Raw genomic sequence first — 25,177 nt, forward strand, 5'->3', positions numbered from 1 at the left:
ATGGGTTTATAACGCCTCGAAACAACACTCCCAGGCAGATACACCCTGGCCTGTATTGGGTTGTGCAACAGTGGCGGGGGTTTTATAGGGCTGGGAAAATTATTTTTATCGGCGCTCGATACTGACCCAATAAGGGCTGTGATAATCGATCTGCACCGGCAGGGATTTGGCCAGCAATTGCAGGGCGCCCTGGCTGTCGTCCAGCGGGAAAATCCCGCTCAGCCTCAGGCTCGCCGCCTCGGGGCTGACGCGGATGATGCCGCGCCGGTAGTCACGCAGGGCTTGCACCACTTCACCCAATGAGCGGTCACGCACTTCCAGCAAGCCGTGGGTCCACGAGGCCTCGCCGCCGCTGGCGGTTTCCAGGTCGAGGATGCCATGGGCATTGAACGTGGCTTTCTGGCCGGCACTGATCACCTGCACAGCGCCGTCGCGCGTGGTGATTTCCACCTGGGAATGCAGCATCGTGATTTGGGTTCGATCCTCGCCCTGCTGTACCAGAAACCGCGTGCCCAAGGCGCGCATGCGGCCGTGTTCGGTCTCGACGATAAACGGTCTGAGACTGTCCTTGAAAACGTCCACCAGCAGCTTGCCGTCGAGCAACTGCAACAGCCGTTGCCGAGCATCGAAATGCGTCAGCACCTTGCTGCGCGCATCCAGGGTCAATGCACTGCCATCCTCCAGCGTGAGGTTCAGGCGCTCGCCCGTACCGGTGCGCAAAGCGCCCAACGGCAACCAGGTGTCGGACAGCCGCGTGATCAGACTTCCAAACGACACAACGCCAACCAGCGCCAGGGTATTGCGCAAGAAGCGCCGGCGGCCCGACGGTGCGTTGAGGGTGTGCAACAGGCTGTCGCGGGGCATGCGGCGCAGTTCGTCATTGTTCAGCACGGCCGGAACGCCGCCCATCATGTTGAAGATTTCGGCACGCCGTGGGTCGCCCTCACTCCAGCGACGGAACGCCTGGTGCTCCTGAGCGCTGGCGTGCCCGGATTGCAGCAACGCCATCCACTGTGCTGCCTCGTCGATGATCGCCTCATCCGGCGCGCTGTGGCTCATGGCTGTGTCATCGCCAGGTAGCAGCGCTTGAACGCATCGGCCATGTACTGCTGAACCCGGCTGACCGAGACCTGCAGGCGCTCGGCGATCTGCGCATAGGTCAAACCGTCCAGCTGGTGATACAAAAACGCCGCCTTGGCCTTGGCCGACAAACCGTCGAGCAAGCGGTCGACTTCCAGCAGCGTCTCGATCAACAGCAAACGCTCCTCGGGCGACGGGTGCACCATCATCGGCGCCTGGGCCAATGCTTCCAGGTAGGCACGTTCCAGGTCCTGGCGACGCCAGCCCTCATACATCAGGCGCCGCGCGATGGTGGTCAGCAACGCCCGCGGCTCGCGGATTTGCGAAGGGTCGGGCAATGCCAGTACCCGCAGGAAGGTCTCCGATGCAATGTCCTGAGCCCCATGGGCGCAACCCATCGCCCGGCTTACCCGCGTGCAAAGCCAACTGTAGTCACTTTTGAACATCTGCCCAATCAGACCGAAATGTGGGTTCTGATTCACACCCATTGCATGCTCCATGCGAATAAAGGCCATTCAGCCTGGCGGTTGATGAGCAATGGAAAGCCATCGCTGGAGGCGGACTTTGCATGAGGGGAGCATAGGTTAGGAAAGAATAAAAAATAACAATAGCCTGTCAAATTGGCATATGCAGAAAAATCAGATACGGGCCAGCGCTCTGGCTGTCAGGTCAGTGCGAAGACACATAGACAGAAGGCTGCGCCGGCGCTGGCAGCGAATAGGTTGCTTTCATCCATTCGACTTCAGCATGGGGTGTGCGGCCGAAGTAGCGCTTGAACTCTCGGCTGAACTGCGATGCGCTTTCATAGCCCACGTTAAAAGCCGCAGATGAGGCCGACATGTCGTCGCGGAGCATCAACAACCTTGCCTGGTGCAGACGAGTCGATTTCAGGTACTGCATGGGTGAGGAGTCGGTGACTGTTCGAAAGTGCAGATGAAAGCTGGGTACACTCATACTCGCCTCCTGGGCCAGGCACTCGACGTCCAGCCGCTCCTGGTAACAGCTGTGTATCTTGCGAATGGCGCGGGTCACCTTTGCGAAATGGCCTTGCTTGCCAAGGGCCGCCCGCATGGACCCTCCTTGTTCACCTGCGATGATCCGGTAGTAAATCTCGCGCACCAGCGAGGGGCCGAGGATCGGGCCGTCGACCGGATGGCTCATCGCTTCGAGAAAGCGCAGTGTGGACTCGCGCAACATCTCGTCCATCGGCGAGGAATACATGCCTTTGGGACGTTCGTGGGTCGGACCGGATTTTTCGTCAATTTCCAGGATCAGTTCGCCAGCGAGTTTGAAATCCAGGCGCATGTATACCGCCAGCATCGGTTCCTCTTCGCTGGCGTCGGTTTCCATGGTGAAAGGCACTGGCACAGACACCACCAGGTAGTGCTGGGCGTCGTAAAGGTAGACCTCATCGCCCAGATAGCCGAGCTTGCGCCCCTGGCACAGGATGACGATGCCAGGCTCGTAGAGCACTGGCGTGCGGGTCAGCGGGCGATTGGAGCGCAGGAAGCGTATGTCTTCCAGTGCGCTCAGGTTGTAGCCCTCCAGGGGGGCCAACTGCTCCATCAGTTGGACCATGCGCCGGGTTCGCGCTGCAAAATGATTCATAGGCCCCTCTTGCGGTTTCACGAAGCGTGACCATCCGTAGAGCGTGTCAGTGCTTCCCATTGGTCGATGTCACGCAGGGATTGCGTCAGCTTTTCGCGCACAAAGCCTATGGCATCGCTGCCGAGCAGCAGGTGGGCCGGTGGGTTGTCGCTGGCGATCAACTGCAGCATGGCTTGCGCAGCTTTTTGCGGGTCCCCCAGTTGGTGGCCGCTTTTCGCTTCGCGCGCCTGGCGTACCGGATCAAAGCTGGCATCGTAGTCGGCGATGCTGCGGGGCGTACGCTGCATCGAGCGGCCGGCCCAATCGGTGCGAAATGAGCCTGGCGCCACAGCGGTGACAAAAATGTTGAATGGCTTGAGTTCTTTGCTCAGGGTGTCGGAGATGCCTTCCAGCGCGAACTTGCTGGCGCAGTAGTAGGCGATACCCGGCATCGTGATGGTGCCGCCCATGGACGTGATGTTGATGATGTGCCCGCTGCGGCGCTGGCGGAAGTACGGCACGAACGCCTTGGTCACGGCAACGGCGCCGAACACGTTGACGTCGAACTGACGACGCATTTCTTCCAGCGGCGACTCTTCGAAAATGCCCTCATGGCCGTAACCTGCGTTGTTCACCAGGACATCCACCGGGCCGTAGCGGGTCTCGATCTCGGCAACGACGCTGTCGATCCGCTCAAAGTCGGTGACATCCAGGATCACGCCATGAGCACGCTCCGCTGATAATGCCTCGAACGTTTGCAGCGCGGCTTCGTTTCGAACGGTACCAATGACACGGTGGCCTGCAGCCAGTGCCTCGGTCGCGAGGGCCTTGCCAAAGCCGCTGCTGATGCCGGTGATGAACAGGGTTTTGCGAGTGCTCATGGAAATTCCTCTCGGTTACTGAGTGCTAATGGTAGCCAAGCCACCGCTGGCGACCTATGCCGGATCATCTATGAGGCTTGCCTATTCCTATTCGCTTCTGCTCATACGCTCAATTGTCCCGATGTGGCTCGATTGACGCAGGCTGATGCGTGGTCCGGCCCGCCCCAGTGGGTGTCACTGAGGCGGTCGGCACCACTCCACGTTACGTCAGCCAGACATCGACCTGCCGCTCCGCGCCCTCTATAAACACCAAGGCCTCGACCTGCCCCGCCTCTATCAGGTCTTGGCTGACGCCTTTTATCAGTTCAAGCTGCGCGGCGCTGTCGACCAGCTCAACACGTGCTACCGGAGCCTTCATGGATTGGCTGGCGTCAGACTTTGCTTTGCGAATCGCAGACAGCACGCTGCTCAGGCTCATCAATAACTGTTCAACAGCCGCGTCAGGGCAAGCGCCCCCTTGCGGCCAGGGCGCCTTGTGCACTGAGCTGCAATTCCAGGATTGCCAGACCTCCTCACACACAAAGGGCAGAAATGGCGCAAACAGTCGCTGCTGCACGCTCAGCGCATGTGCCAATGCATTACGCGCCGAGTAGCCGTCGGGTCGATAGGCACGACGTTTGACCAATTCGACGTAGTCATCGCAAAACCACCAGAAGAATCCTTCGATACGCGACAACGCCCCGCTGTAGTCATAGGCCTCCAGCGCGGCGGTAGCGTCCTGGACTACGCCACCCAAGCGTTCAAGCATGGCTTGATCCAGCGGTTGGTCGATATCCCCGGTGTCATCCTTCGCAAAGCCTTGAACCAACCTCGAAAGATTGAACAGCTTGACGGCCAGGCGGCGGCCGATTTTCATCTGCTGCTCTTCAAAGGCTGTGTCACTGCCGAGCCGCGCCGAGGCCGCCCAATAGCGCACGCCGTCACTTCCATACTGGTCGAGCAAGGCTTGAGGGGTGACCACATTCCCCTTGGACTTGGACATTTTCTTGCGATCAGGATCAAGGATCCACCCGGAAAGCGCGACGTTGCGCCATGGCGCGCAACCGTGTTCAAAATGGCTGCGTACCAGTGTCGAGAACAGCCAGGTTCGGATTATGTCGTGACCTTGGGGCCTGAGGTCCATCGGGTATATTTTGGCAAACAACCCATCGTCCTCTCCCCAGCCGCCGGCAATCTGAGGCGTCAGGGAACTGGTGGCCCAGGTGTCCATGATGTCTTGTTCACCGATAAACCCGTTGGGTTGACCACGTTGTTCGGGTCGATACCCAGGCGGTGTATCCAGGCCTGGATCGACAGGCAGGCTTGCCTCACTGGCGATAATCGGAGCGCCATGCTCGGCTTCGCCTTGCGCGTCCAGGCGATACCAGAACGGAATCGGCACGCCGAACGTACGTTGGCGACTGATTAGCCAGTCTCCATTCAACCCCCCTACCCAATGCTCGTAACGCCTGAGCATGTGCGGCGGATGCCAGTCCAACGCCTGGCCAGCGTCGAGCAACACGTCCCTCAGGTTCGCGTCGCGTCCGCCATTGCGCAAGTACCATTGCCGCGTCGCGAGAATTTCCAAAGGCCGGTCGCCTTTCTCGAAGAACTTTACCGCGTGTTTAATCGGTCGTGGTTCATCTCGCATGGCGCCGCAGTCACGCAACATCGAAACGAGCTGCGTACGAACCTGGGACAGGGTACGGCCGGCCAGGCCTGCGTAGGCCTGTTGGCTGCGCGGAGTCGTCAACCAGGAGGGCGTCTCAAGTAACAGGCGCCCGTCCTTTCCCAGGACTGACCGTGTGGGCAGCTGCAACTCCCGCCACCAAATCACATCGGTTAGATCGCCAAAGGTGCAGACCATCGCCAACCCGGTGCCCTTGCCGGGGTCACCCAAAGGGTGGGCCAGCAGCGGAACGTCCAGGTCAAAAATCGGCGCACGCACGGTCTGCCCGAACCTCGCCTGATAACGAGCGTCGTCCGGGTGAGCCACCAGCGCCACGCATGCCATCAGCAACTCAGGTCGAGTCGTAGCAATCTTCAGTTCGGCACCATCAGCCGCGTCGAAGCCGAGCTCGTGATACGCACCCGCAACCTCGCGCTCCTCAAGCTCTGCCTGGGCTACGGCCGTCTGGAACGTCACATCCCAGAGACACGGAGCCTCCTGGCTATACAGTTCGCCACGCTGGTAGTTACGCAGTAACGCGCGCTGACTGGCTCGTTGGGAGCGTTCATCAATGGTGGCGTATGAAAGACTCCAATCAACGGACAAGCCCAGTTGCACGAACAGTGCACGGAACGCTTGCTCATCGATGGCCGTCAGCTCATGGCACAACTCGATAAAGTTGCGCCGACTGATGACGGCAAAGTCAGCCCGTTTTAATGGAATTGACTCGGAGGGTTTGAAGCCAGGCTGGTAAGCGGCCAACGAGTCGCAACGTACGCCGTAGAAATTTTCGACCCTGCGTTCCGTCGGCAAGCCATTGTCGTCCCAACCCATGGGGTAGAACACAGCCTTGCCGCGCATCCGCTGGAACCGGGCGATGATATCGGTGTGGGTGTAGCTGAAGACATGGCCAACGTGCAACGAACCTGAGGCTGTCGGTGGCGGCGTGTCGATGGAGAATACAGCGTCGCGTTGGGCGCTGTGGTCAAAGGCATACGTGCCTTCGAGCTGCCAATGCTGAGACCAGCGTGTTTCGAGGTTTTCAAGCGAGGGGGTGACGGTTTGATCGTTTAGAACTTCATCACGTTTAACGGTGACATAGCTTCCTCCTGTCAACATCATGGGGCGCAACAACGGTTGTGCGCCGAAGCAAACTTTATATTCAATCGCCTGCGGAAAGTAAACCCCTTGAACCAGGCCATTTTTTCCACAAAATAGCGTAAAAACAGTCCGGAAGATTTCTCACATTCAACAGGTACCCTATGCACACCCCCGTCACAATCATCGGTGCTGGCCTGGGCGGTCTCATCCTGGCCCGCGTGCTGTACGTCCACGGTATTGCCGCCACCGTCTATGAAGCAGAGCCGTCGGCAACCGCACGCGCCCAAGGCGGGATGCTCGATATCCACGACTACAACGGCCAACTGGCCTTGCAGGCAGCGGGCCTGACGGACGAGTTCCGCGCGCTTATCCTGAAAGGTCGCGAGGCGACTCGGGTGCTTGATTGGCAGGGTGCCACTCTGTTGGATCAACCCGACGACGGCACAGGCGGCCGTCCCGAGGTCATGCGTGGCGAACTGCGCAAGATGCTCCTCGATTCACTGCCCGCCGGTACTGTGCGTTGGGGCCACAAGGTCAAGGGCGTGCGCGCCCTCGGCGAGGGTCGCCACGAAGTGACCTTCGCCGACGGTACTTGCGTTGCCACCCACCTGCTGGTTGGCGCGGACGGAGCCTGGTCAAAGGTCCGGCCGCTGCTCAGCGACGCTGCCCCCGAGTACATGGGCCGCTCGTTGATCGAAACCTACCTGTATGACAGCGACGCCCGGCACCCGGCCACCTCCAGGGCGGTAGGTGGCGGTGCGATGTTCGCACTTCAACCGGGAAAAGGGATCCAGGCGCACCGTGAGACGGGCGCCACGCTGCACACCTACGTAGTGCTCACCGAATCCCAAAGCTGGTTTGCCGCCATCGATTTCACCGACACGGCAACGGCGGCGGCACGGATCGCGCAGGAATTCGCTGGCTGGTCCCCTGCCCTCACGGCATTGATCACCGACAGCGACACCGAACTGGTATGGCGCCCGCTCTTTATGCTGCCGGTTGAGCACCGCTGGGACCGGGTGCCGGGCGTAACGCTGATCGGTGATGCCGCACACCTTGCGGCCCCGAATGGCGAAGGCGCGAACCTGGCCATGTACGATGGTGCCGAACTCGGCAAGGCCATCGCCTCATACCCTGATGACGTCGAAGCCGCCCTGGGCGAATACGAACAGGCCATGTTCCCGCGCAGCGCGCAAATGGCTGCCGAGGGGAATGAACTGCATGAGTTGCTGTTTGGTGACGATGCACCCTATAGCCTGGTCAGCATGTTCAACGGGGCAAGTGCCTGAACAGGGCTCGATAGCCGACCGTATCGGCGGGGTCAATCACACTGGAAGGACTCAAGGACGTTATAAATTTCGGCAACCACCTGCCGTGTTGCGCCCTCAATGGTTCCTTCATTCCGGCATAACACCCAGCCGTGATCCGCAACCGCTCGCTCGAACGCCCGGGTACAGGCGACATGTTCTGCCAGCGTGTGGATCACGGTACTGCTCAGTCCGCGCCGGCGTGCCGCGGCCCGTGCCCATGAAATATCAGGGTCGGTGACGACCCCGATATGCAGGTCCGGCACTTGCACGTTTCGATCAATGTTCAACTGCAGGATTTCTGCCAGCGGGACTTCCCGGCGAAACGCGGCATCAGACGGGTACCAGCGGTCGATCAGGACGATGCTGCCTGGAGGCTGTCTAGCCAGCACGTGCCGGGAAATCCACGCGCGGCTATCAGCGAAGCGTTCACAAACCTCCCACTCCAGATCCAGGCCGGGATGCCTGGCGAGTCTGTTAACGAGGGTCATTGTTTCACTTCTGAAGGGATCGCTTTTTCTCTCGCAAAGCCGGATCACCATTCTGTTGTCAGCCCTAAGCGCTTTTGTTACGGACTCCAGCAATGTGGTTTTGCCAGTACCCTTGGGGCCATCCATGGAAACAAACAACGGACGGCCAGCCGCCTGGCTCAACACGGCTTGTCGGTCCGGCTGCGCATGGTTTCGGCGATCACCTTGGCCAGTGCAGATTGATCGAATGGCTTGGGTAAGCGCGTCAATGTGGTCTTGAGGTCCAGGGAGATTTCCGCAAAGCCCGAGGAAAGAATGATGGGAAGGTTGGGATACAACGACTCGATGTTGCCGGCAAGCTCGATCCCGGTCATGTCCGGCATTGCCATGTCTGTCACGACCAGGTCAAAGCACGCGCCTTGCGCCAGGAACGCCAACGCAGCATGGCCGTCTCCTGCCGACACAACATGATGGCCCAGGTCTTCAAGCATCGCCCCGGTGCTGATCAGCACCAGCGGGTCGTCATCTACCAGCAGAATCTCGAGGCATTGCTGATGGGCTGCATCGGGTGTATCTGCAGTTGATGCCAGCGCCGCAGACTGTGTGGTGTCGGTCACCGCCACCGGTAACCAGAGCTCTGCGGCTGTGCCCTCTCCTACCCGACTCTTCAGCACAAAGTGGCCCTGTGACTGTGCCGCCAGGCCATGCACCATCGAAAGCCCAAGCCCGGTGCCTTTTCCCGCGCCCTTGGTGGTGAAGAACGGCTCCATGGCCCGTTGCAAGGTCGCGTCATTCATCCCGGGGCCGGTGTCGGTGACAGAGATGCAAATCAGCCTTTGCGAGTCATTCGCCCCGCCGGGAAACGAATCCTCCCGCGCTGAAATCAGGATCCTGCCCCGACCTTCCATTGCGTCCCGGGCGTTGATCACCAGGTTCATCACAGCCATTTCCAGTTGGCTCATGTCGACCAATACCGGCCGCAGGATCAATGGGAACTGTGTGTCGACGTTGATGCCTGCGCCCAACATGCGGGACAGCAGGTCTGACATGTTGCGGATCAGATCGCCCACATCCACAGGCTGAGGGTCAAGCTCCTGGCGACGGGCAAAGGCCAGCATCCGCTGAGTCAGCGTTGCGCCCCGCTGGGCGCCCGCGATGGCATTATTCAGTAAGGCGCAGGTTCTCGAGTCCTGCGGGACACGCTTCTTGGCGAGTTCAAGACTCCCCAGAATCACCATCAGGAGGTTGTTGAAGTCATGGGCGATGCCGCCGGTGAGCTGGCCCAGGGACTCCATTTTCTGGGATTGGAATAACGCCTCTCGGGTTTCCTTGATCTCCTGTTGAGCCTGCACGCTTTCGGTAACGTCCCGGGTGATCTTCGCAAACCCCACCAGCTCACCCAGTTCATTCTTGATCGGGTCGATAACCACATGGGCGAGGAATCCCGTGCCGTCCTTGCGCAGGCGCCAGCCCTGCCCTTCGTAACGACCTTCCCTGACCACCGTTTCAAGGGCGCGCTGCGGGACGTTGTGGTCTACGTCCTCACGCTGGAAGAACATGGAGTAATGCCTGCCGATGACTTCTGCCGGCTGATAACCCTTGATGCGCTGGGCGCCGGCGTTCCAGGTGGTGATCACGCCGTTGGGGTCCAGCATATACAGCGCGTAGTCGGTGACGCCTTGCACCAGCAGGCTGAATTGCTGCTCGCTCTGGCGCAGCGCCTGCTCCGCGGCCTTACGCTCGGTCAGGTCCCGTATGACCTTGGCGAAGCCAATCAACGTGCCGTCGTCGGCGCGTATCGGGTCGATGATCACCAGTGCCCAGAGACGAGTCCCATCCTTGCGGATGCGCCAACCTTCGCCCTCGAAGCGCCCTGACTGCTCGGCGCTCTTGAGTGCCCGGCCCGGCAAGTCCGAGGCCAGGTCTTCCGGGGTGTAGAACAGCGAAAAATGCCTGCCCAGCACTTCACTCTGTTCGTACTGCTTGATCTTTCTCGCCCCGGAGTTCCAACTGCGAATCAAGCCGTTCGTATCAAGCATATAGATGGCATAGTCGACCACTGCGTCGACGAGCAGTCGATACCGGTCGTCCTGATTGAAAGGCCCTTGCGCAGGATGGGATGGCATCAGGAAAGTCTCGGGACAAATGAGTGGCTTGAACCCTCAGTATGTCTAAAAAAATCCCCGGCTCACCAATTTATTCATCTGGACAGTTGTTTTGAGTCAACCGCCGCCGTTGCGCGCAAACCGTGGAATCTTCAATCCCAGGCTTTCCCGCAAGGTCGTACCTTCATAAGCCGTGCGATACACGCCGCGCTCCTGCAACAACGGGATGACCTCGTGCGTGAAGCGCTTGAACTGCTCCGGATGGCCGATGTAGATATTGAAACCATCCACCGCGCGGGCTTCAAGCCAGTCAGCCATTTTCCGAGCGACGGTATCCGCCGATCCGACAAACGCCCCCGGGCGCAGTTGCCGGCCGAACTCCACCGCCTGGCGCAATGTAAAACCTTTCTCCCGTGCCTGATCGGCAATGCGTTTGGCCGCGGTAAAAAAGCTGCTGCGTGCCGCCTCCAGGCTTTCCTGCGGGAACGGCGCATCAAGGTCGTACTGGCTGAAATCATGCCAGCCGAAATTGCGTCCGAACTCCTTCAGCGCCAGCTCGAAACTGTGGTCGGCCTGATGGTAGTGCCGCTCGATTTCACGCGCCTGTTCATCGGTATCGCCCACATAAATCTCGGCGCCGGGCATCACCAGCAATTGCTCCGGGTCACGGCCATGTTGCAGCGCCCTGCCCTTGATATCCCGATAAAAAGCCTGGCCCTGCTCGATGCTGGCCGCATGGGTAAAGATCACATCGGCCGTGGCCGCGCCGAGGTCGCGGCCTTGTTCCGAATCGCCAGCCTGGAAGATCACCGGTTGGCCCTGGAGTGAGCGCTGGATATTCAGCGGCCCGACCACGGAAAAGTGCTCGCCCTTGTGATTCAGGCTGTGGAGTTTGGCGGGGTCGAGAAACCGGCCGGTGGCGCGGTCACGCACGAAGGCATCTTCCTCATAGGAGTTCCACAGGCCCTGCACGACCTGGACGTGTTCGGCCGCCCGGCCATAGCGGGTGTCGTAGTCATAATGTTCGTCGCGGCTGTAGTTGCCGGCGGTACCGGCGTCGCCGCTGGTGACCACGTTCCAGCCGGCGCGGCCTTTGCTGATCAGGTCGAGTGAGGCCAGGCGCCGCGCGACGTTATAGGGCGAGTTGTAAGAGGTCGTCAGCGTACCGACCAGGCCCAGGTGTCGGGTGCTTACGGCAAGTGCCGATAACAGCGTCAGCGGCTCCAGCCGGTTCAGGTAGTGGGATGGCGAACCCGGTGTGATGAATTGGCTGTCGACGATGAACATCAAGTCGAACAATGCCGCCTCGGCCTGGCGTGCAATGTCGATGTACCAGTCGACGTTGACGCTGGCATCGGCCGGCAATTGCGGGTCGAGCCACAGATTGTGGCGGCCGGGCCCGCCGCAGCCCATGGTCAGGGCGCCGAGTTTGAGCTGTCTTTTAGTCATGTCCAACGTATTCCTGGAAACGTTCAGGGCTGGGTTCTGGCGACGGCTGGTTGCAAGGACGCCGCGAAGGAGTCGTCGAACAGCTTGGCTGCCGGGTAAGACTTGACCAGTCCCTGGCTTGCGAAAAAGTCCACGGTCTTTTGTGCTTCTACAGGCGACTGGGCTGTCACCGGTTCGACCGTCGTGCGTGCCCGGGCAAACCAGGCGCGGGCAATGTCGGCATCTGCGCGGGTGCGTTTGGCCCACGCATCTGCATACGCGTCGGCGTTGGCCGGGCTTTGGCGCGTCCAGTCACGGGCGTTCTTCAGGCGTTGGAGAAAATCGCTGATTTGCGCACGCTTGTTATCGATGGCCCTGGTGCTGGCGGCGACGAAACTCTGGGCCGGGATCAGCCCGTCTGCGGTCGCCAATACCCGTGCACCCTGGCGTTCCTGTTGGGTGACGTAGGGTTCCCAGGTGGCGATGACGTCGACCGAACCGCCTTCCAGTGCGTGGGAAGCATCCAGTGCACTGAGGTAGCGCAACTCCAGGGCGTCTTTCGGCACGCCGGCCTTATCCAGTGCGGTCAGCAGCAGTTGCTGGCTCCAGGAGCCTTTCCAGATGGCGGCGCGCTTGCCTTTGAGGTCCGCAAGGCTGTGGATCGAGGAATCCTTTTTCACCAGAATGGCCACGCCCTCGAGGTTTTGCCGGCTGATGGCAATCACCTTGATCGGTGCGCCGAGTGCACCGAGGAACAGCACGGGCGCATCGCCGAGCAGGCCGATGTCGAGGCTGTTGGTATTGAGGGCTTCCGCCACCGGAGACCCGGCGGTGAATTGCTTCCATTCAAGGGTGTAGGGCAGATCATCCAGCACCCCCGCCGCTTCCATCACGGCCTGGGCGTTGTAGCTTTGGTCTCCGACCACCAGCGTTTGCGCGTTCGCGGTCAGGCACAGCAGCGTGGCGGCCAACCCGGCCGCCAGTTTTGTCAGGTAACGCACGTTCGTCTCCAGATGCCTTCTCAAGCATTGAAAGTCGATCCGCGCGTGCGGTCTCGGCAGTGTTCGTAGGGAGGGCTACGATGAGGGGCTGACGGCTGCATGTAAAATACTTATAACGCATAACCTAATTCGATATTAATGCGTTAAATGCATTTTTGGGGGTGGTCGGCGCGCACGGACATTGCGTACCCGCCTGCACCACCTACACTGATTTGAATTCGGCGACTCTCGCGCCATTTTTTCAGCCGTATGGCCCGATGCCCGCGCACTCATTGCTCAACAAATAAAGCAGTTAACCAACTGATTAATCAGAGTAAATATGAAAGAGCAGCCTCGGCAGCTTGCATCGGCACCGCAACCAGTGGCGCACAGCCGCGCCCTTTTTCGACCACCACACCTTCTGGCTCCCTTGAGCCTGCTGTGCATCGCCCTCGCCGGCTGCACCGTCGGGCCCGATTTCGCGCGCCCTGAGGTGCCGGCGAACGCCGATTATTCACGAGAAAAACTCACCTCCACCGCCAAGGCCGATATCGACACCGGCGGTGCGGCGCAGCGGTTGATCGCCGGGATGGATATTCCCGGGCAATGGTGGACGCTGTTCCGCTCACCGGAACTGAACGCGCTGGTGGAGGAAGCCTTGCGCGCCAACCCGGATGTCACCGCCGCGCAGGCGGCATTGCGCCAGGCCAACGAGCTGGTCTATGCCGACCAGGCGTCGCTGTTTCCCTCGGTGAGCGGCAACGTGCAGAAGGCCCGCGAGAAAGTATCGGGCGTCACCTCGGGCCTGCCGGAGTCGCCGATTCTCACGGTGAGTTCGGCGTCGCTGAGCGTGTCCTACGCCCCGGATGTGTTCGGCGGCACGCGCCGGCAAATTGAATCCACCTCGGCCCAGGCCGAGTACGAACGCTTCCAGTTGGAGGCGACCTACCTCACCTTGACCTCCAACGTGGTGAACACCGCAGTCAGCCTGGCCTCTATACGCGACCAGATCGCCGCCACCGAAACCATCATTCGGCTACAGAGTGATCAGCTCGACGTCCTGCAGGCGCAGCGCCGGCTGGGTGCGATCGGCGACTCCGACGTGCTCACACAGCAGACCGCGCTGGCGCAAACCCGTGCCACCTTGCCGCCCCTGCAAAAGCAGTTCGCCCAGACCCGCAACCAGTTGATGGCCTACCTCGGCCGGTTTCCCAACCAGGACCGGGACGAGCGCTTCAACCTCGCCTCCCTGCACCTGCCCGAAGAACTGCCGCTCAGCCTGCCTTCGGCCATCGTTGGCCAGCGGCCCGATGTGCGTTCCGCGCAGGCGCAACTGCATCAGGCCAGTGCCAATATCGGCGTGGCCGTCGCCAATCAGTTGCCCCAGTTCAGCATTACCGGGTCGGTGGGCTCCACGGTGGCCAGCGGGACCAAACTGTTTTCGGCGGGCAGTGGGGTCTGGAGCCTCGCCGGGTCGATCACCCAACCGATCTTCGATGCCGGCGCACTCGAACATCGCAAACGCGCTGCCGTGGCCGCCTATGACGAGTCGGCAGCCCGCTACCGTGGCACGGTGATCGGCGCGTTCCAGGACGTGGCCAACGCACTGCGGGCGCTGGAGGCGGATGCCGATGCGCTCAACCAGCAGGTGGTGGCCGAGCGCTCTGCCCAAGCCAACCTGGACCTGGTGCAGGCGCAGTTCAAACTCGGTGCCGTGGCGTACATCAACCTGCTCACGGCCCAGCAAACCTACCAGAACACCGTGCTGGCCCGGGTCAGGGCGCAGGCCTCCCGCTACAGCGACACCACCGCGCTCTTCCAGGCATTGGGTGGCGGATGGTGGAACCGTACCGATGTGGACCCTGCCACCAAGGGCCGGCCTGATCGGTTCGGCCTGCCTTCGTGGAACGAGATCATGCCGGCCAGGAACGAGGCAGCGCCTGCCGATTCGGCACGGTTCAACTGAACTGAACTCTTGAAACAGCGAGAACATCCATGGCTGACGTCATAACCGCCTCTCCCCTGCCCACCGAGCCCGGCGCACCGCGCAAGCGCCGACTGTGGCGGCCGATGATCATCATGATCGTGGTGGTGCTGGTGATTGTGGCGATCATTGCCGGGGTGAAGTTCGTGCAGATTTCGGCGCTGATCGCCCAGTCGAAAATGCCCCTGCCCGCCTCCGTGGTCACGGCCATGAAGGTGCCGTTCAGCGACTGGCAACCGAATGTCAGCGCCGTGGGCTCAATGAAAGCGGTCAGGGGGGTGGATGTGACCACTGAAGTGGGCGGCATCGTGCGCACCATCGGCTTCACGCCCGGGCAAGAAGTGGCGGCCCAGGCGCTGCTCGTCCAACTGAATGCCGACTCGGACATCGCGCAACTGCATTCCCTTGAGGCCACGGCTGACCTGGCGGTGATCGTCCTCAAGCGTGACAAGGCGCAACTGGCGGTTAACGCCATCTCCCAGGCACAAGTGGACACTGACACCGCCGACCTCAAAGCCAAGCTCGCCGCCGCCGAACAACAGCGCGCGCTGGTGGCGAAAAAAACCATCCGCGCACCGTTTGCCGGGCGCATCGGCATCACCAGCGTCAACCCTGGCCAATACCTCAACCCCGGCGACAAGATCGCCACGCTGCAAACCTTCGATCCGATCTACATCGACTTCACGGTGCCCCAGACTCAAATGGAGGCCATCGCCATCGGCCAAGGGGTTTCGGTAACGGCCGACGGACTGTCGAATCAAACCTTCACCGGCAAGATCAGCACCATCGACACCCAGTTCGACGCCACCACGCGCAATGTCACCGTGGAAGCCACCGTCGACAACCCCAAACAGAACCTGGTGCCCGGGATGTTTGCCCGCGCCGTGGTCAACTCCGGTGCGACGCAGCGCTACCTCACCGTCCCGCAGACATCGGTGACCTACAACCCTTACGGCACCACGGTATTCATTGCCACATCGAGCAAGAACGACAAGGGTGAGGAAGTCCTCACCGCGCAACAGACTTTCATCAAGACCGGGCCGACCCGGGGCGATCAGGTGGCGATCCTGTCGGGTGTGAAGGAAGGCGATCTGCTGATCACCAGCGGCCAGATGAAGCTCAAGAATGGCTCGCCGGTGAAGGTCGATAACAGCGCCGCGCCGCTGAACGATCCTGCGCCGACTCCCCAAGAACACTAAAGGTGTCCCATGAAGCTTACCGATACCTTTATTCAGCGGCCGGTCTGGGCGATTGTCGTCTCGCTGTTCATCCTGATCCTGGGGCTGCGCTCGATCTTCGAATTGCCGGTGAACCAATGGCCACGCACCGAAAATACCGTGGTCACCATCACCACCGCCTACTACGGCGCGGACGCCTCCACCGTTGCCGGCTTTATCACCCAGCCGCTTGAATCGGCCATCGCCCAGGCCCAGGGCATCGACTACCTGTCATCAACGAGCATCACCGGTGTCTCGACGATTACCGCCACGCTGCGGCTGAATTACGACGCGAGCAAGGCCCTCACCGAGATCAACACCCAGGTCAACTCGGTCAAGAACCAACTGCCGGCGCAGTCCCAGGAACCGGTGCTGACGGTGGCGGTCGGGCAGACCACCGACGCCATGTACCTGGGTTTCTACAGCGACACCCTGCCCACCAACAACATCACCGATTACCTGGTGCGGGTGGTCAAGCCCAAGCTGGACTCGATCCAGGGCGTGCAAACCGCCGAAATCCTCGGCGGGCGCCAGTTCGCCCTGCGCGCCTGGATGGACCCGAACAAACTGGCGGCGCATAACGTGACCGCCCAGGACGTGTCCACCGCCCTGGCCAACAACAACTACCTGTCTGCCGTCGGTTCCACCCGTGGGCAAACGGTGACGGTCGACCTGACGGCCGGGACCGACTTGCACACGGTGGCTGAATTCAAGCGGCTGGTGGTCAAGCAGAAAGGCGATGCGTTGGTGTACCTGGAGGACGTGGCCACCGTCACCCTCGGCGCCGAAAGCTACGACAGCAGCGTGGCGTTTTCCGGCAAGCGTTCGGTGTTCATCGGCATCAAGACGGCGCCGACTGCAAATATCCTGACGGTGGCCGACAGCGTGCGCGAGGCCTTCCCCGAGCTGCAATCCCAGTTGCCCACCGGGGTACGCGGCGAGATCGTGTATGACTCCACGGAGTTCATCAACACCTCGATCTATGAGGTGGTGAAGACCCTGGTCGAGGCGATGATCATTGTGTCGGTGGTGATCTACCTGTTCCTCGGCTCGTTCCGCGCGGTGATCGTGCCGCTGGTGGCGATCCCGCTGTCGCTGGTCGGGACCTTCTTCATCATGTACCTGCTGGGGTACTCGATTAACCTGCTGACCCTGCTCGCCCTGGTATTGGCGATCGGCCTGGTGGTGGACGACGCGATTATCGTGGTGGAGAACGTCGACCGGCATATCAAGGAAGAAGGCAAAGGCGTGCTGGAGGCTGCGCTGGTTGCCGCGCGGGAGCTGGGTGGGCCGATCATCGCGATGACCGTGGTGCTGATCGCCGCCTACGTGCCCATCGGGCTGCGCAGCGGCCTTACCGGTGCGCTGTTCAAGGAGTTCTGCTTCTCACTGGCGGGTGCCGTGACCGTGTCGGCCGTGGTGGCGTTGACGCTCTCGCCGATGATGACCTCCCGCCTGTTCAAGTCCGGGCAGGAAGAAGGCCGGTTTGCCCGCAAGCTCGATCAGTACTTTGACTGGTTGCGGGGCCGTTACCACCGCGTACTCTCGGGCGGCCTGAACGTATGGCCGGTGCTGGTGACGTTTGGTTTTGTGCTGTTCCTGCTGGTGGCCGCCAGCGGCATGACCGCCAAAAGCGAACTGTCGCCCATCGAGGACCAGGGGCTGGTGTTCATGCAGATCAAGGGCCCGCCCACCGCCTCGCCGCAGCAGATGGAGCGCATCGCCGACCAGGCCTTCCAGATCGCCAACAAAGAGCCGGAATACGCGCAGATGTTCCAGCTGACCGGGTTGCCTATCCTCAACCAGGGCCTGGGCGGTGTGCTGCTGAAAAACTGGGGCGACCGCTCGCGCTCCCAGGCCCAACTGATATTGGAACTCCAGCAGAAATGGAACCAGGTGCCGGGCGCCACCATCGCCGCCTTCCCCCTGCCGTCGCTGCCGGGCGCCCAGGGCTTGCCGGTGCAGTTCGTGATCACCACCACCGACTCGGTGGAAAACCTCAATGAAGTCGCCCAGGCCGTGGTGGTCGAGGCCCAGAAACAACAGCTGTTCTATTTCTCCGACATGGACCTGAAACTCGACAAGCCACAAGCCAAGCTGGTGGTGGACCGGGAAAAAATCGCCGCACTGGGCATGACCCAGGCCGACGTCGGTGCGGCGCTGTCCGCGGCACTGGGCGGCAACTACGTGAACTACTTCTCCACTGCCGGGCGCTCGTACAAAGTCATTCCCCAGGTGCTGCAAGTCGACCGCCTCAACCCTGACCAGATTCTCGATTACTACATTCGCACGCCATCCGGCAGCATGATCCAGGCGCGCACCGTGGCGCATATCGAAACCTCGACCCAGCCGGAATCCATCAACCACTTCCAGCAACTCAACTCGGCGACCCTGTCGGGCGTCAGCGGCGTGGCCCAGGGCGAACTGCTGGCGAAGCTGAACACCATTCTGACCAATATTGCGCCGTCGGGTTACACCTCGGACTTCTCCGGCGAATCACGCCAGTTCATGCAGGAATCCGGCGGGTTCTTCGGCCTGCTGATGTTTTCGATCCTGATCGTGTACCTGGCCCTGGCGTTTCAGTTCGAGAGTTTCCGCGACCCGGTGGTGATCCTGTTCTCGGTGCCCCCTGCACTCTTCGGAGCGTTGGCGTTTATCACCATGGGGTTTGCCTCGATCAACGTGTACACCCAGGTGGGGCTGGTGACGTTGCTGGGGTTGATCACCAAGCACGGGATCCTGATCGTGCAGTTTGCCAACGAGTTGCAGCGCGCCGGTCACAGCAAGCGCGAGGCCATAGAAGAAGCGGCCGGCGTGCGTCTGCGGCCGATCCTGATGACCACCGCCGCCATGGTGCTGGGCGTGGTGCCGCTGATGTGGGCCTCCGGTGCCGGGGCTGCGGGACGGCATGACATGGGCCTGGTGATCTTTGCCGGGTTGTCGATCGGTACCGTGCTGACGCTGTTCATGGTGCCTGCGATGTATATGTTCATTGGTTCAACGCACCATCAGGAGGCGGAACAGCCGGTCCCCGTGTAGGAGCGAGCTGGCTCGCTCCTACAGTGGATCAGATCACTACCCGCAGCGCCAAGCCTTCATACGCATCCAGCGTGATGGTGAAATCACCCTCGGGTGTCAGATCGCCCTCCACCCGCTCATTGATGATGTCCACCACCGGCCCGGGCGCAATATCGGGCAGGTGCAGGGTTTCAGTAATCGGCGTCGAGCCGAAGTTCAGCGCCGTGATCTGAGTACCTTTGCCCGCCGGCAGCTCGTGCACCATGATCAACAGCCCCGGGTGCTGCACATCCGGCACCAGGATCTGGCGGCTGGCGGCGATGTCGTAGGCTCGGCGCACCGCGAGGATTCTTTGCAGTTGCGAGGCAAACGAATCCGGGTCGGCCAACTGGCTGATCAGGCTGCCATACAAGGTTTTCGGGCGTGGCATCTGCCCGGCGGATTGCTCCGCATCCGGATTCAGGTCCACCAGGTCATAGGCGCCGCGATGGATCCAGCGTGTGTCGCCATCCAGCATCAAGTGGGCCACCTCCTGCGCCGGTAACGGCAATGCGCCCACCAGGTCCCAGCCGGACAGTGCAAACACCCCCGGTTGCATCGCGTTGTACATCACCAGCAGCAGGTGAATCTGGCGGATCTGCTGGATATCCGCCGGGGTAATCGCCTCAAGGTCGCGAATGCCCAGCGCCGCTGTAATGATGCTGGCGGTGGTGCAGGACACGCCGTTGGTCACGAACTTCAGGTTATACGGCGCGTGTTCGCCAGCCAGGCGTTCGTACATCTGCTCACGGATATGCTCGCGCAGGATGCCGCCGGGAAAGGTCTGCCCCTGATAGAGGTAGGTGTCATGGGCGTGCAACGTCCAGAAGTGCACCAGTTCCAGGGTCAGCTCGTCATGGTTCTGCAAGGCGTGGATCAGCGAGCCGGGGTCGATGCCCAGGGTGTGCATCTCCCGCAGCATCAGGCGCAGGAATTCGGTGTCGCCCATCAATAACGCGTGCTGGTAAGCCGGGCGCGTGATGAAGTCGTAGGACAGGTCTGCGCCGCCGTGGGACATGGCGGCGATGTCGTCCACCGTCAGGTTCAATTCCTGGAAGCTGAAACCGCCCGCCTTGCGAATCGCGCCGCCCAGGATCTGGTTGCCGGTGATGGACAGCGGATGGCTTTCAGACCAGGCGTTACCTTCCAGTTTTCGTTCCACGCCAAGGAAACCGTTGGCGTCCAGGCGCAGGATCTTCGCCCCCATCACGTCGATGGCGTGCAGGGCATCGCCAATGATCATCTGCTGCGCGGCGAAGGTCGGATCCAGCCAGTTCAGCGACGGCTGCCCTTCCTTGAAGTAATGCAGGTACACCCAGCGGCGGGGCTTGCCGTCCACGCCGATGACCACATCGGTCGCGCTCCAGTCGGTTTCCTTGACCCCGGGTTCGAAGAAGATCACCCGTTGCAACTGGCCGACGATGTAGTGCTTGTCCCTGAGCACGTCGACCTGCTGCGGGCTGAGGTTCTGCGCATCGCGGCCCTCGCTGATGTCGGGCAGCAGCGGCCAGTCTTCCTCGCGGATCTCCACCATGTGGTAGAGCCCGGGATAGTCTTCGTAGGCCATCTCGGCCAGGCGGAAGTCCGCGCCCTTGCCGGTGTGGGACGGAATCACATCGTCGATGATCACCGCGTTGTGCGCGGCGGCCATGCGGGCCAGCGCCTGAAGCTGGGCTTCGGTGCCCAGTTGCGGGTCGATGTCGAAGCTGATGCGGTCAAAATTGCCGTCAATGGTGGGGGTGTGCTCGGTGCCGGATAGACCGCCCGAGCGTTTCAACGGGCCGTTATGGATGCCCTGGATGCCGATTTTCGACAGCGCGTGCCACAAGGTTTCATCCCCCAGGGCCTCCAGTACGCTGCCGTTCTCGCGGGTGACGATGGACGCCGGATAGGCCGTGAACCACACCGATGCCAGGGCCGAAGCATCACGGGGCCGGGTATGGGCATATGGCTGTTGCCACAACCGGCCTTGCCCCGAATAAAGCCTGGCGCGCTGCTTGGCGGCATGCAGCATCGATTGTTCCACCAGCCAGGCCACATGTTTCTTATCGGCGTCCGTCATAAATCAATCACCTGCACCCATGAAGTAGTCGGTTGCGGTGGCTGCATATGAACCACCGTTCGTTACTGTATGAGGCCCCGGGCGGCGATTCGTTGCATCCGGGATGGCGACCCTTCCCCGGCCTAGACCCAGCCGCCGTCCACAATGAAGTTCTGTGCGGTACACATCACCGATACATCAGAGGCCAGGAACAGCGCCATATTGGCGATATGTTCCGGCTCCACACTGCCCGGCAGGCACTGGCTGCGGGCGATCAACTCCCGGGCCGCGTCATCCACCCACATCGCCAGTTGTTTCTCGGTCATCACCCAGCCCGGCACCAGCGTATTGACCCTGATACGGCTGGGCCCAAGCTCCCGCGCCAGGGCCCGGGTCATGCCGTGGGCGGCGGCTTTGCTGGCGGCGTATACCGGGTAGCCGCTGGAAGCCATCATCCAGCCGATGGAACCCAGGTTGATGATCGACCCACCGCCTGCGGCCTTCATCATCGGCACCACGGCCCGGGCCGCGAAAAACCCGTGCTTCAGGTTGACCGAAATCAGTTGGTCGAACCGCTCCGAGTCGATTTCATCCAGGGTGTGCCGAACGTCATTGGCGGCATTATTCACCAGCACGTCGATCGGTCCAAGACTTTGCGCCAGGCACGCTATCGCGGCCTTGTACGCGATCTCGTCGGTGATATCGCAATGGGCGAATTCGACGGCATGGCCCTCGGCCGACAATATCGCCGCCAATCGGTCGCCCTGCCCTTGCGCCCGGTCCACGAAGGCTACCTTGGCCCCCTGGCGTGCGAAGGCACGCACCATGGCCTCGCCTATCCCGGAAGCACCGCCGGAGATCAGCACGGTTTTATCCCGCAGGTCCGGGTACATCGCCTGCGCGCCGGGCTGTTTTTCAGTGTTCATGGGGCAGTCACTCCGCTGTATTTAGTCTTATTTTATATTGCATGTTTTGCGATATTGGCTATAAATCAGCCCTGCAGCCGAATAAATAGTAGAACTATTTAATTAACAACAATAAAGGTAGCTCAGTCATGCGGCAATCCCGATTCCTGCTTACCGGCCTTGGCCTCTCCCTGGCGGTGGCCAGCCTGGGCGCTCAGGCGGCTGGCTTGTCCAGCGAATACAAACCCTTCGGCAAAACCAATGACGGCACCGCCGTCGAGCAGTATGTATTGCGTAACAGTCATGGCGTACAAGCCACGGTCATCACCTATGGCGCGGTCTTGCAGTCGCTGAAAGTACCCGACAAACACGGCCAGTTCGCCGACGTGGTGCTGGGCTTCGATGACGTCCAGGGCTACCAGGCCGGTACTGCGTTCTTCGGCGCGACCATCGGCCGTTTTGGCAACCGCCTGGACAAGGGCAGCTTTGAACTGGACGGCAAACGCTATCAAGTGCCCCTCAACGACGGGCCGAACTCGCTGCACGGCGGCCCGCAAGGTTTCGACAAGCATGTGTGGAAAGCCCAGCCGGTCAAGCAGGACGATTCGGTGGGCGTGACCCTGAGCTACCTGTCCAAGGACGGCGAGATGGGTTTTCCCGGCAACCTGAAAGTCGATGTCACCTATAGCCTCAACGACAAGAACGAACTGCACATCGACTACAAGGCCACCACCGACAAACCCACGGTGCTGAACCTCACCAACCACAGTTACTTCAACCTCGCCGGCGCCGGCAGCGGTGATGTGCTCAAGCAGGTCGCCACCCTGCATGCCAGCCATTACACCCCGGTCAACAGCACCCTGATTCCCACCGGCGAACTGGCCCCGGTCGCCGGTACGCCGATGGACTTTCTCAAGCCCACTGCCATCGGCCAGCACATCAAGGACGATCATCCCCAGCTGAAATTCGCCGAACCTAAACAAGGTGGCTTTGACTTCAACTGGGTGCTGGATGCCAAGGGTGATATCGGCAAACTGGCCGCCGACGTTCGTGACCCGCAGTCCGGTCGCCGCTTGCAGCTGTATACCAGCGAGCCTGGCGTGCAGTTCTATACCGGCAACTTCCTCGACGGGACGATCAAGGGCAAGGGTGGCACGCCTTACGCCCACTGGAGTGCGTTCACCCTGGAAACCCAGCATTTTCCCGACGGCCCCAACCAGCCGAGCTTCCCCTCTACCCGTCTCGATCCTGGCCAGACCTACACGCAGAATACCGTGCTGAAATTCTCTGCTGACTAAACCTGTGGGAGCTGTCGAGCTTTGGCGAGGCTGCGATGACGTCGGCACTATCAATATCCAAGGTGCCTGACCCACCGCTATCGCAGCCTCGCTGAAGCTCGACAGCTCCCACAGTACCGGCGTTAGCAGGGCTGCCGGGAAACGTCAGCGGCCATCAGTTCCACAAACCGATCTTTTCCAGCTCCTGCTTGAAGTTCTCGCGGGTGATCAGCGTCACCTCATCCATGGCCGTGTACTTCGGCGGCTCCTTACCCGTAGTGACCCACTCGAACATCATGCTCGCGGTGTTGTAGCCCTCGATGTGCGGGCTGGGCAGCATCGAGCCGAAGAAGCCGCTGTTGGCTTTCTTCAATTCGCCAATGGCATCGGTGCCGTTGATGCCGATGCCGATGACATTCGCCGCCGCAAACCCGGCGCTTTCGGTGGCGCGCACGCCGCCAAGCACGGTGTTGTCATTCATGCCGCCGATGATCAGGTTTTTCGCGCCGCCGGGCAGCTTGACCAGCGCCGAGTTGGTGGCGTCCATGCTGCCGGGGACGTCGAGGGTCTTGAGGGCTGCGTACAGGATGTGGTCATCCGGAATACCCGCAGCCTTCAGTGATTTGACCGAGCCATCAGTGCGCTTTTTACCGGTATCGAGTTCGTTGTAGGTGTTGATCACCGCATAGGTGTCCTTCCAGTCCCAGCCACGTTTTTTCGCTTCAGTGGCCATGGCACTGCCCTGCTTCTCGCCCACTTCAAACGCGGCCATGCCCAGGTAAGGCACGTCTTCCATGAAGTTGCCCTTGGCATCCACAAAACGGTCATCCACGGCGATCACTTTCAAGCCGTTGGCTTTGGCCTTGGCCATGATCGCCGGGCCGAGGGACACGTCCGGCGGGCAAATCACAAAACCCTTGGCACCGTTGGCCGCCAGGCTGTCGATGGCCGAGAGGGTTTTCTCGCCGTCGGGCACGGCGATCTTGATCACCTCGAAGCCCTTGTCCTTGCCGGCCTTTTCGGCGAAGGCCCATTCGGTCTGGAACCAGGGCTCTTCCGCCTGCTTGACCAGAAAGCCGATCTTCACCGGCTCGGCCGCCAGCAACAGGCTGCTCAGGCCGACGGCGGACACCGCCACAGCGGCGCAGCACAGGGAACGGATACCACGACGACGATTCATAGGGTGACTCCTTGTTGTTGTTTTTGAGTGCGTTAAACAGCCTGTTGGTTATCCTGCAAAGCGGTGGCAGATTTTCCCCGGCACATCGACCTCAATGGCCAGCACCGCACCGTCCAGCGGGTGATCCAGCGGGCTGGCGGCACTGGTGATGTACAAGGTCTTGAGGTCGGGGCCTGCGAACACGCAACTGGTGGGACGGCTGACCGGCAATTCGATGACCCGGTCAACTTCACCGTCCGGCGTCAGCCGCAGCAGGCAGCTGCCGTCCCAGCGCGCGTTCCAGATATAGCCTTCGGCGTCCATGGCGGAGCCGTCCGGGCCACCCCGGGAGTGAGGCCCGAACCAGACTTGCGCAGGTGCGAGCTGGCCCTGTTCAGTCATCGGGTATCGATAGAGCGTGCCGTCCAGGCTGTCGCCGAAATGCACGTGGGTGGCGGTGTCGTTCCACAGCAAGGTGTTGGGAATCCCCAGGCCTTGCAGCAACGGCGTGACCTGCCCGTCGGTATCGACCCGGAACAGGCCGCCGGAACGTCGCAGCACCGGCAAGTCTTCACCGTGCTCGCCGATGTTGTTCTGCATGGTGCCCAGCCACAGCCGGCCCTGGGCGTCGCAGCGGGCTTCGTTGGCACGGTTGCCCGGTTGCGGATCGGCGACGCAAAGCAAGGTCAGGCGTGGATCGCTCGGCGTCGAATCGAGGTCGAGGCGATACACGCCGCTGCTCAGGGTCACCAGTGCATCGCCGCTGGCGCACGGAATAAACGCCGAGACCGGCTCAGGCAATTGCCAGGTGTGCAATTGCCCGCCCTGCAGGCGCAAGGCCTGCTGGCCGATGATGTCCACCCAATACAAGGCCTGGCCCGGTACATCCCAGAACGGCCCTTCGCCCAGCCGAGCCCGGTGCGGTGTGACTGCGGTCCACGACATGAAAC

General features: G+C 61.2%; 18 protein-coding genes. 5 read left to right on the plus strand and 13 right to left on the minus strand.

Translation table 11 applies throughout. The features are described from left to right. Nucleotides 1-105 precede the first annotated feature (105 nt). The 5 genes from HX873_RS26790 to valS all read right to left on the minus strand — a co-directional run bounded on the left by HX873_RS26790 (nt 106) and on the right by valS (nt 6,318). Nucleotides 106-1,059: a FecR domain-containing protein gene (locus tag HX873_RS26790; protein WP_177123454.1), complete on the minus strand. Its 954-nt coding sequence runs from the start codon at nt 1,057-1,059 to the stop codon at nt 106-108. Next, nucleotides 1,056-1,568, minus strand: coding sequence for a sigma-70 family RNA polymerase sigma factor (locus HX873_RS26795; RefSeq protein WP_003217684.1), 513 nt, complete (start codon nt 1,566-1,568; stop codon nt 1,056-1,058). The genes HX873_RS26790 and HX873_RS26795 overlap by 4 nt, the downstream gene beginning before the upstream one ends. A gap of 181 nt (nt 1,569-1,749) precedes the next feature. Further along, complete coding sequence (locus HX873_RS26800) at nt 1,750-2,688, minus strand: AraC family transcriptional regulator (protein WP_003217685.1); 939 nt, start codon at nt 2,686-2,688, stop codon at nt 1,750-1,752. A gap of 17 nt (nt 2,689-2,705) precedes the next feature. Then, nucleotides 2,706-3,548 (minus strand): oxidoreductase, encoded by an 843-nt coding sequence (locus tag HX873_RS26805; protein WP_003217687.1) that lies wholly within the window; start codon nt 3,546-3,548, stop codon nt 2,706-2,708. Nucleotides 3,549-3,750: 202 nt separating this feature from the next. After that, nucleotides 3,751-6,318 carry a valine--tRNA ligase gene (gene valS, locus HX873_RS26810; protein ID WP_177123455.1) on the minus strand — a complete coding sequence of 856 codons (2,568 nt, stop codon included), beginning with the start codon at nt 6,316-6,318 and terminating at the stop codon, nt 3,751-3,753. A gap of 140 nt (nt 6,319-6,458) precedes the next feature. Here valS and HX873_RS26815 point away from each other — a divergent pair, with 140 nt between their 5' ends. Next, the gene (locus HX873_RS26815) at nt 6,459-7,586 is read left to right on the plus strand and encodes an NAD(P)/FAD-dependent oxidoreductase (RefSeq protein ID WP_177123456.1); all 1,128 of its coding nucleotides are present in this window, start codon (nt 6,459-6,461) and stop codon (nt 7,584-7,586) included. 32 nt (nt 7,587-7,618) lie between these two features. Here the strand turns inward: HX873_RS26815 and HX873_RS26820 are convergent, their stop codons facing one another. From HX873_RS26820 to HX873_RS26835, 4 genes are all read right to left on the minus strand, one after another. Beyond that, complete coding sequence (locus HX873_RS26820) at nt 7,619-8,221, minus strand: dTMP kinase (protein WP_087693827.1); 603 nt, start codon at nt 8,219-8,221, stop codon at nt 7,619-7,621. Between the two features lie 32 nt (nt 8,222-8,253). Then, nucleotides 8,254-10,200 carry a PAS domain-containing sensor histidine kinase gene (locus tag HX873_RS26825; RefSeq protein ID WP_177123457.1) on the minus strand — a complete coding sequence of 649 codons (1,947 nt, stop codon included), beginning with the start codon at nt 10,198-10,200 and terminating at the stop codon, nt 8,254-8,256. A gap of 96 nt (nt 10,201-10,296) precedes the next feature. Further along, entirely contained in the window at nt 10,297-11,628 is a 1,332-nt protein-coding gene (locus tag HX873_RS26830) for an LLM class flavin-dependent oxidoreductase (protein ID WP_177123458.1), read from the minus strand. Nucleotides 11,629-11,651: 23 nt separating this feature from the next. Beyond that, on the minus strand, nt 11,652-12,608 hold the full coding sequence (locus tag HX873_RS26835) for an ABC transporter substrate-binding protein (RefSeq protein WP_177123459.1): 957 nt from the start codon (nt 12,606-12,608) through the stop codon (nt 11,652-11,654). A gap of 409 nt (nt 12,609-13,017) precedes the next feature. Between HX873_RS26835 and HX873_RS26840 the strand changes: the two genes are divergently transcribed. The 3 genes from HX873_RS26840 to HX873_RS26850 all read left to right on the plus strand — a co-directional run bounded on the left by HX873_RS26840 (nt 13,018) and on the right by HX873_RS26850 (nt 18,827). After that, on the plus strand, nt 13,018-14,553 hold the full coding sequence (locus HX873_RS26840) for an efflux transporter outer membrane subunit (RefSeq protein WP_256349006.1): 1,536 nt from the start codon (nt 13,018-13,020) through the stop codon (nt 14,551-14,553). Between the two features lie 104 nt (nt 14,554-14,657). Then, nucleotides 14,658-15,770 (plus strand): efflux RND transporter periplasmic adaptor subunit, encoded by a 1,113-nt coding sequence (locus tag HX873_RS26845; RefSeq protein ID WP_008433355.1) that lies wholly within the window; start codon nt 14,658-14,660, stop codon nt 15,768-15,770. 9 nt (nt 15,771-15,779) lie between these two features. Next, a complete protein-coding gene (locus HX873_RS26850) occupies nt 15,780-18,827 on the plus strand; it encodes an efflux RND transporter permease subunit (RefSeq protein ID WP_177123460.1) in 3,048 nt (1,015 codons plus the stop codon). Nucleotides 18,828-18,855: 28 nt separating this feature from the next. Here the strand turns inward: HX873_RS26850 and treS are convergent, their stop codons facing one another. Further along, nucleotides 18,856-20,907 carry a maltose alpha-D-glucosyltransferase gene (gene treS / locus HX873_RS26855; RefSeq protein WP_008433350.1) on the minus strand — a complete coding sequence of 684 codons (2,052 nt, stop codon included), beginning with the start codon at nt 20,905-20,907 and terminating at the stop codon, nt 18,856-18,858. Nucleotides 20,908-21,029: 122 nt separating this feature from the next. Further along, nucleotides 21,030-21,812, minus strand: coding sequence for an SDR family NAD(P)-dependent oxidoreductase (locus HX873_RS26860; RefSeq protein WP_177123461.1), 783 nt, complete (start codon nt 21,810-21,812; stop codon nt 21,030-21,032). Between the two features lie 128 nt (nt 21,813-21,940). Here HX873_RS26860 and HX873_RS26865 point away from each other — a divergent pair, with 128 nt between their 5' ends. Next, nucleotides 21,941-23,089 carry an aldose epimerase family protein gene (locus tag HX873_RS26865; RefSeq protein ID WP_087693832.1) on the plus strand — a complete coding sequence of 383 codons (1,149 nt, stop codon included), beginning with the start codon at nt 21,941-21,943 and terminating at the stop codon, nt 23,087-23,089. Nucleotides 23,090-23,243: 154 nt separating this feature from the next. Here the strand turns inward: HX873_RS26865 and HX873_RS26870 are convergent, their stop codons facing one another. Both HX873_RS26870 and HX873_RS26875 read right to left on the minus strand, forming a co-directional pair. Continuing rightward, the gene (locus HX873_RS26870; RefSeq protein ID WP_003217769.1) at nt 23,244-24,248 is read right to left on the minus strand and encodes a substrate-binding domain-containing protein; all 1,005 of its coding nucleotides are present in this window, start codon (nt 24,246-24,248) and stop codon (nt 23,244-23,246) included. A 48-nt stretch (nt 24,249-24,296) separates the two neighbouring features. Further along, on the minus strand, nt 24,297-25,172 hold the full coding sequence (locus tag HX873_RS26875) for an SMP-30/gluconolactonase/LRE family protein (RefSeq protein WP_008433346.1): 876 nt from the start codon (nt 25,170-25,172) through the stop codon (nt 24,297-24,299). Between the last annotated feature and the right edge of the window lie 5 nt (nt 25,173-25,177).

Origin of the sequence: Pseudomonas sp. P7758 (assembly GCF_013386485.1) — a bacterium.
Classification (GTDB): domain Bacteria; phylum Pseudomonadota; class Gammaproteobacteria; order Pseudomonadales; family Pseudomonadaceae; genus Aquipseudomonas.

Excerpts from the sequence above, each read along its gene's own strand:
- HX873_RS26820 (WP_087693827.1), bottom strand. The coding sequence starts at position 8,221 with ATGGATGGCCCCAAGGGTACTGGCAAAACCACATTGCTGGAGTCCGTA.
- HX873_RS26790 (WP_177123454.1), bottom strand. The coding sequence starts at position 1,059 with ATGAGCCACAGCGCGCCGGATGAGGCGATCATCGACGAGGCAGCACAG.
- HX873_RS26805 (WP_003217687.1), bottom strand. The coding sequence starts at position 3,548 with ATGAGCACTCGCAAAACCCTGTTCATCACCGGCATCAGCAGCGGCTTT.
- HX873_RS26865 (WP_087693832.1), top strand. The coding sequence starts at position 21,941 with ATGCGGCAATCCCGATTCCTGCTTACCGGCCTTGGCCTCTCCCTGGCG.
- treS (WP_008433350.1), bottom strand. The coding sequence starts at position 20,907 with ATGACGGACGCCGATAAGAAACATGTGGCCTGGCTGGTGGAACAATCG.
- HX873_RS26830 (WP_177123458.1), bottom strand. The coding sequence starts at position 11,628 with ATGACTAAAAGACAGCTCAAACTCGGCGCCCTGACCATGGGCTGCGGC.
- HX873_RS26875 (WP_008433346.1), bottom strand. The coding sequence starts at position 25,172 with ATGTCGTGGACCGCAGTCACACCGCACCGGGCTCGGCTGGGCGAAGGG.
- HX873_RS26850 (WP_177123460.1), top strand. The coding sequence starts at position 15,780 with ATGAAGCTTACCGATACCTTTATTCAGCGGCCGGTCTGGGCGATTGTC.
- HX873_RS26860 (WP_177123461.1), bottom strand. The coding sequence starts at position 21,812 with ATGAACACTGAAAAACAGCCCGGCGCGCAGGCGATGTACCCGGACCTG.
- HX873_RS26870 (WP_003217769.1), bottom strand. The coding sequence starts at position 24,248 with ATGAATCGTCGTCGTGGTATCCGTTCCCTGTGCTGCGCCGCTGTGGCG.
- valS (WP_177123455.1), bottom strand. The coding sequence starts at position 6,318 with ATGATGTTGACAGGAGGAAGCTATGTCACCGTTAAACGTGATGAAGTT.
- HX873_RS26800 (WP_003217685.1), bottom strand. The coding sequence starts at position 2,688 with ATGAATCATTTTGCAGCGCGAACCCGGCGCATGGTCCAACTGATGGAG.
- HX873_RS26795 (WP_003217684.1), bottom strand. The coding sequence starts at position 1,568 with ATGGGTGTGAATCAGAACCCACATTTCGGTCTGATTGGGCAGATGTTC.
- HX873_RS26845 (WP_008433355.1), top strand. The coding sequence starts at position 14,658 with ATGATCATCATGATCGTGGTGGTGCTGGTGATTGTGGCGATCATTGCC.
- HX873_RS26825 (WP_177123457.1), bottom strand. The coding sequence starts at position 10,200 with ATGCCATCCCATCCTGCGCAAGGGCCTTTCAATCAGGACGACCGGTAT.
- HX873_RS26815 (WP_177123456.1), top strand. The coding sequence starts at position 6,459 with ATGCACACCCCCGTCACAATCATCGGTGCTGGCCTGGGCGGTCTCATC.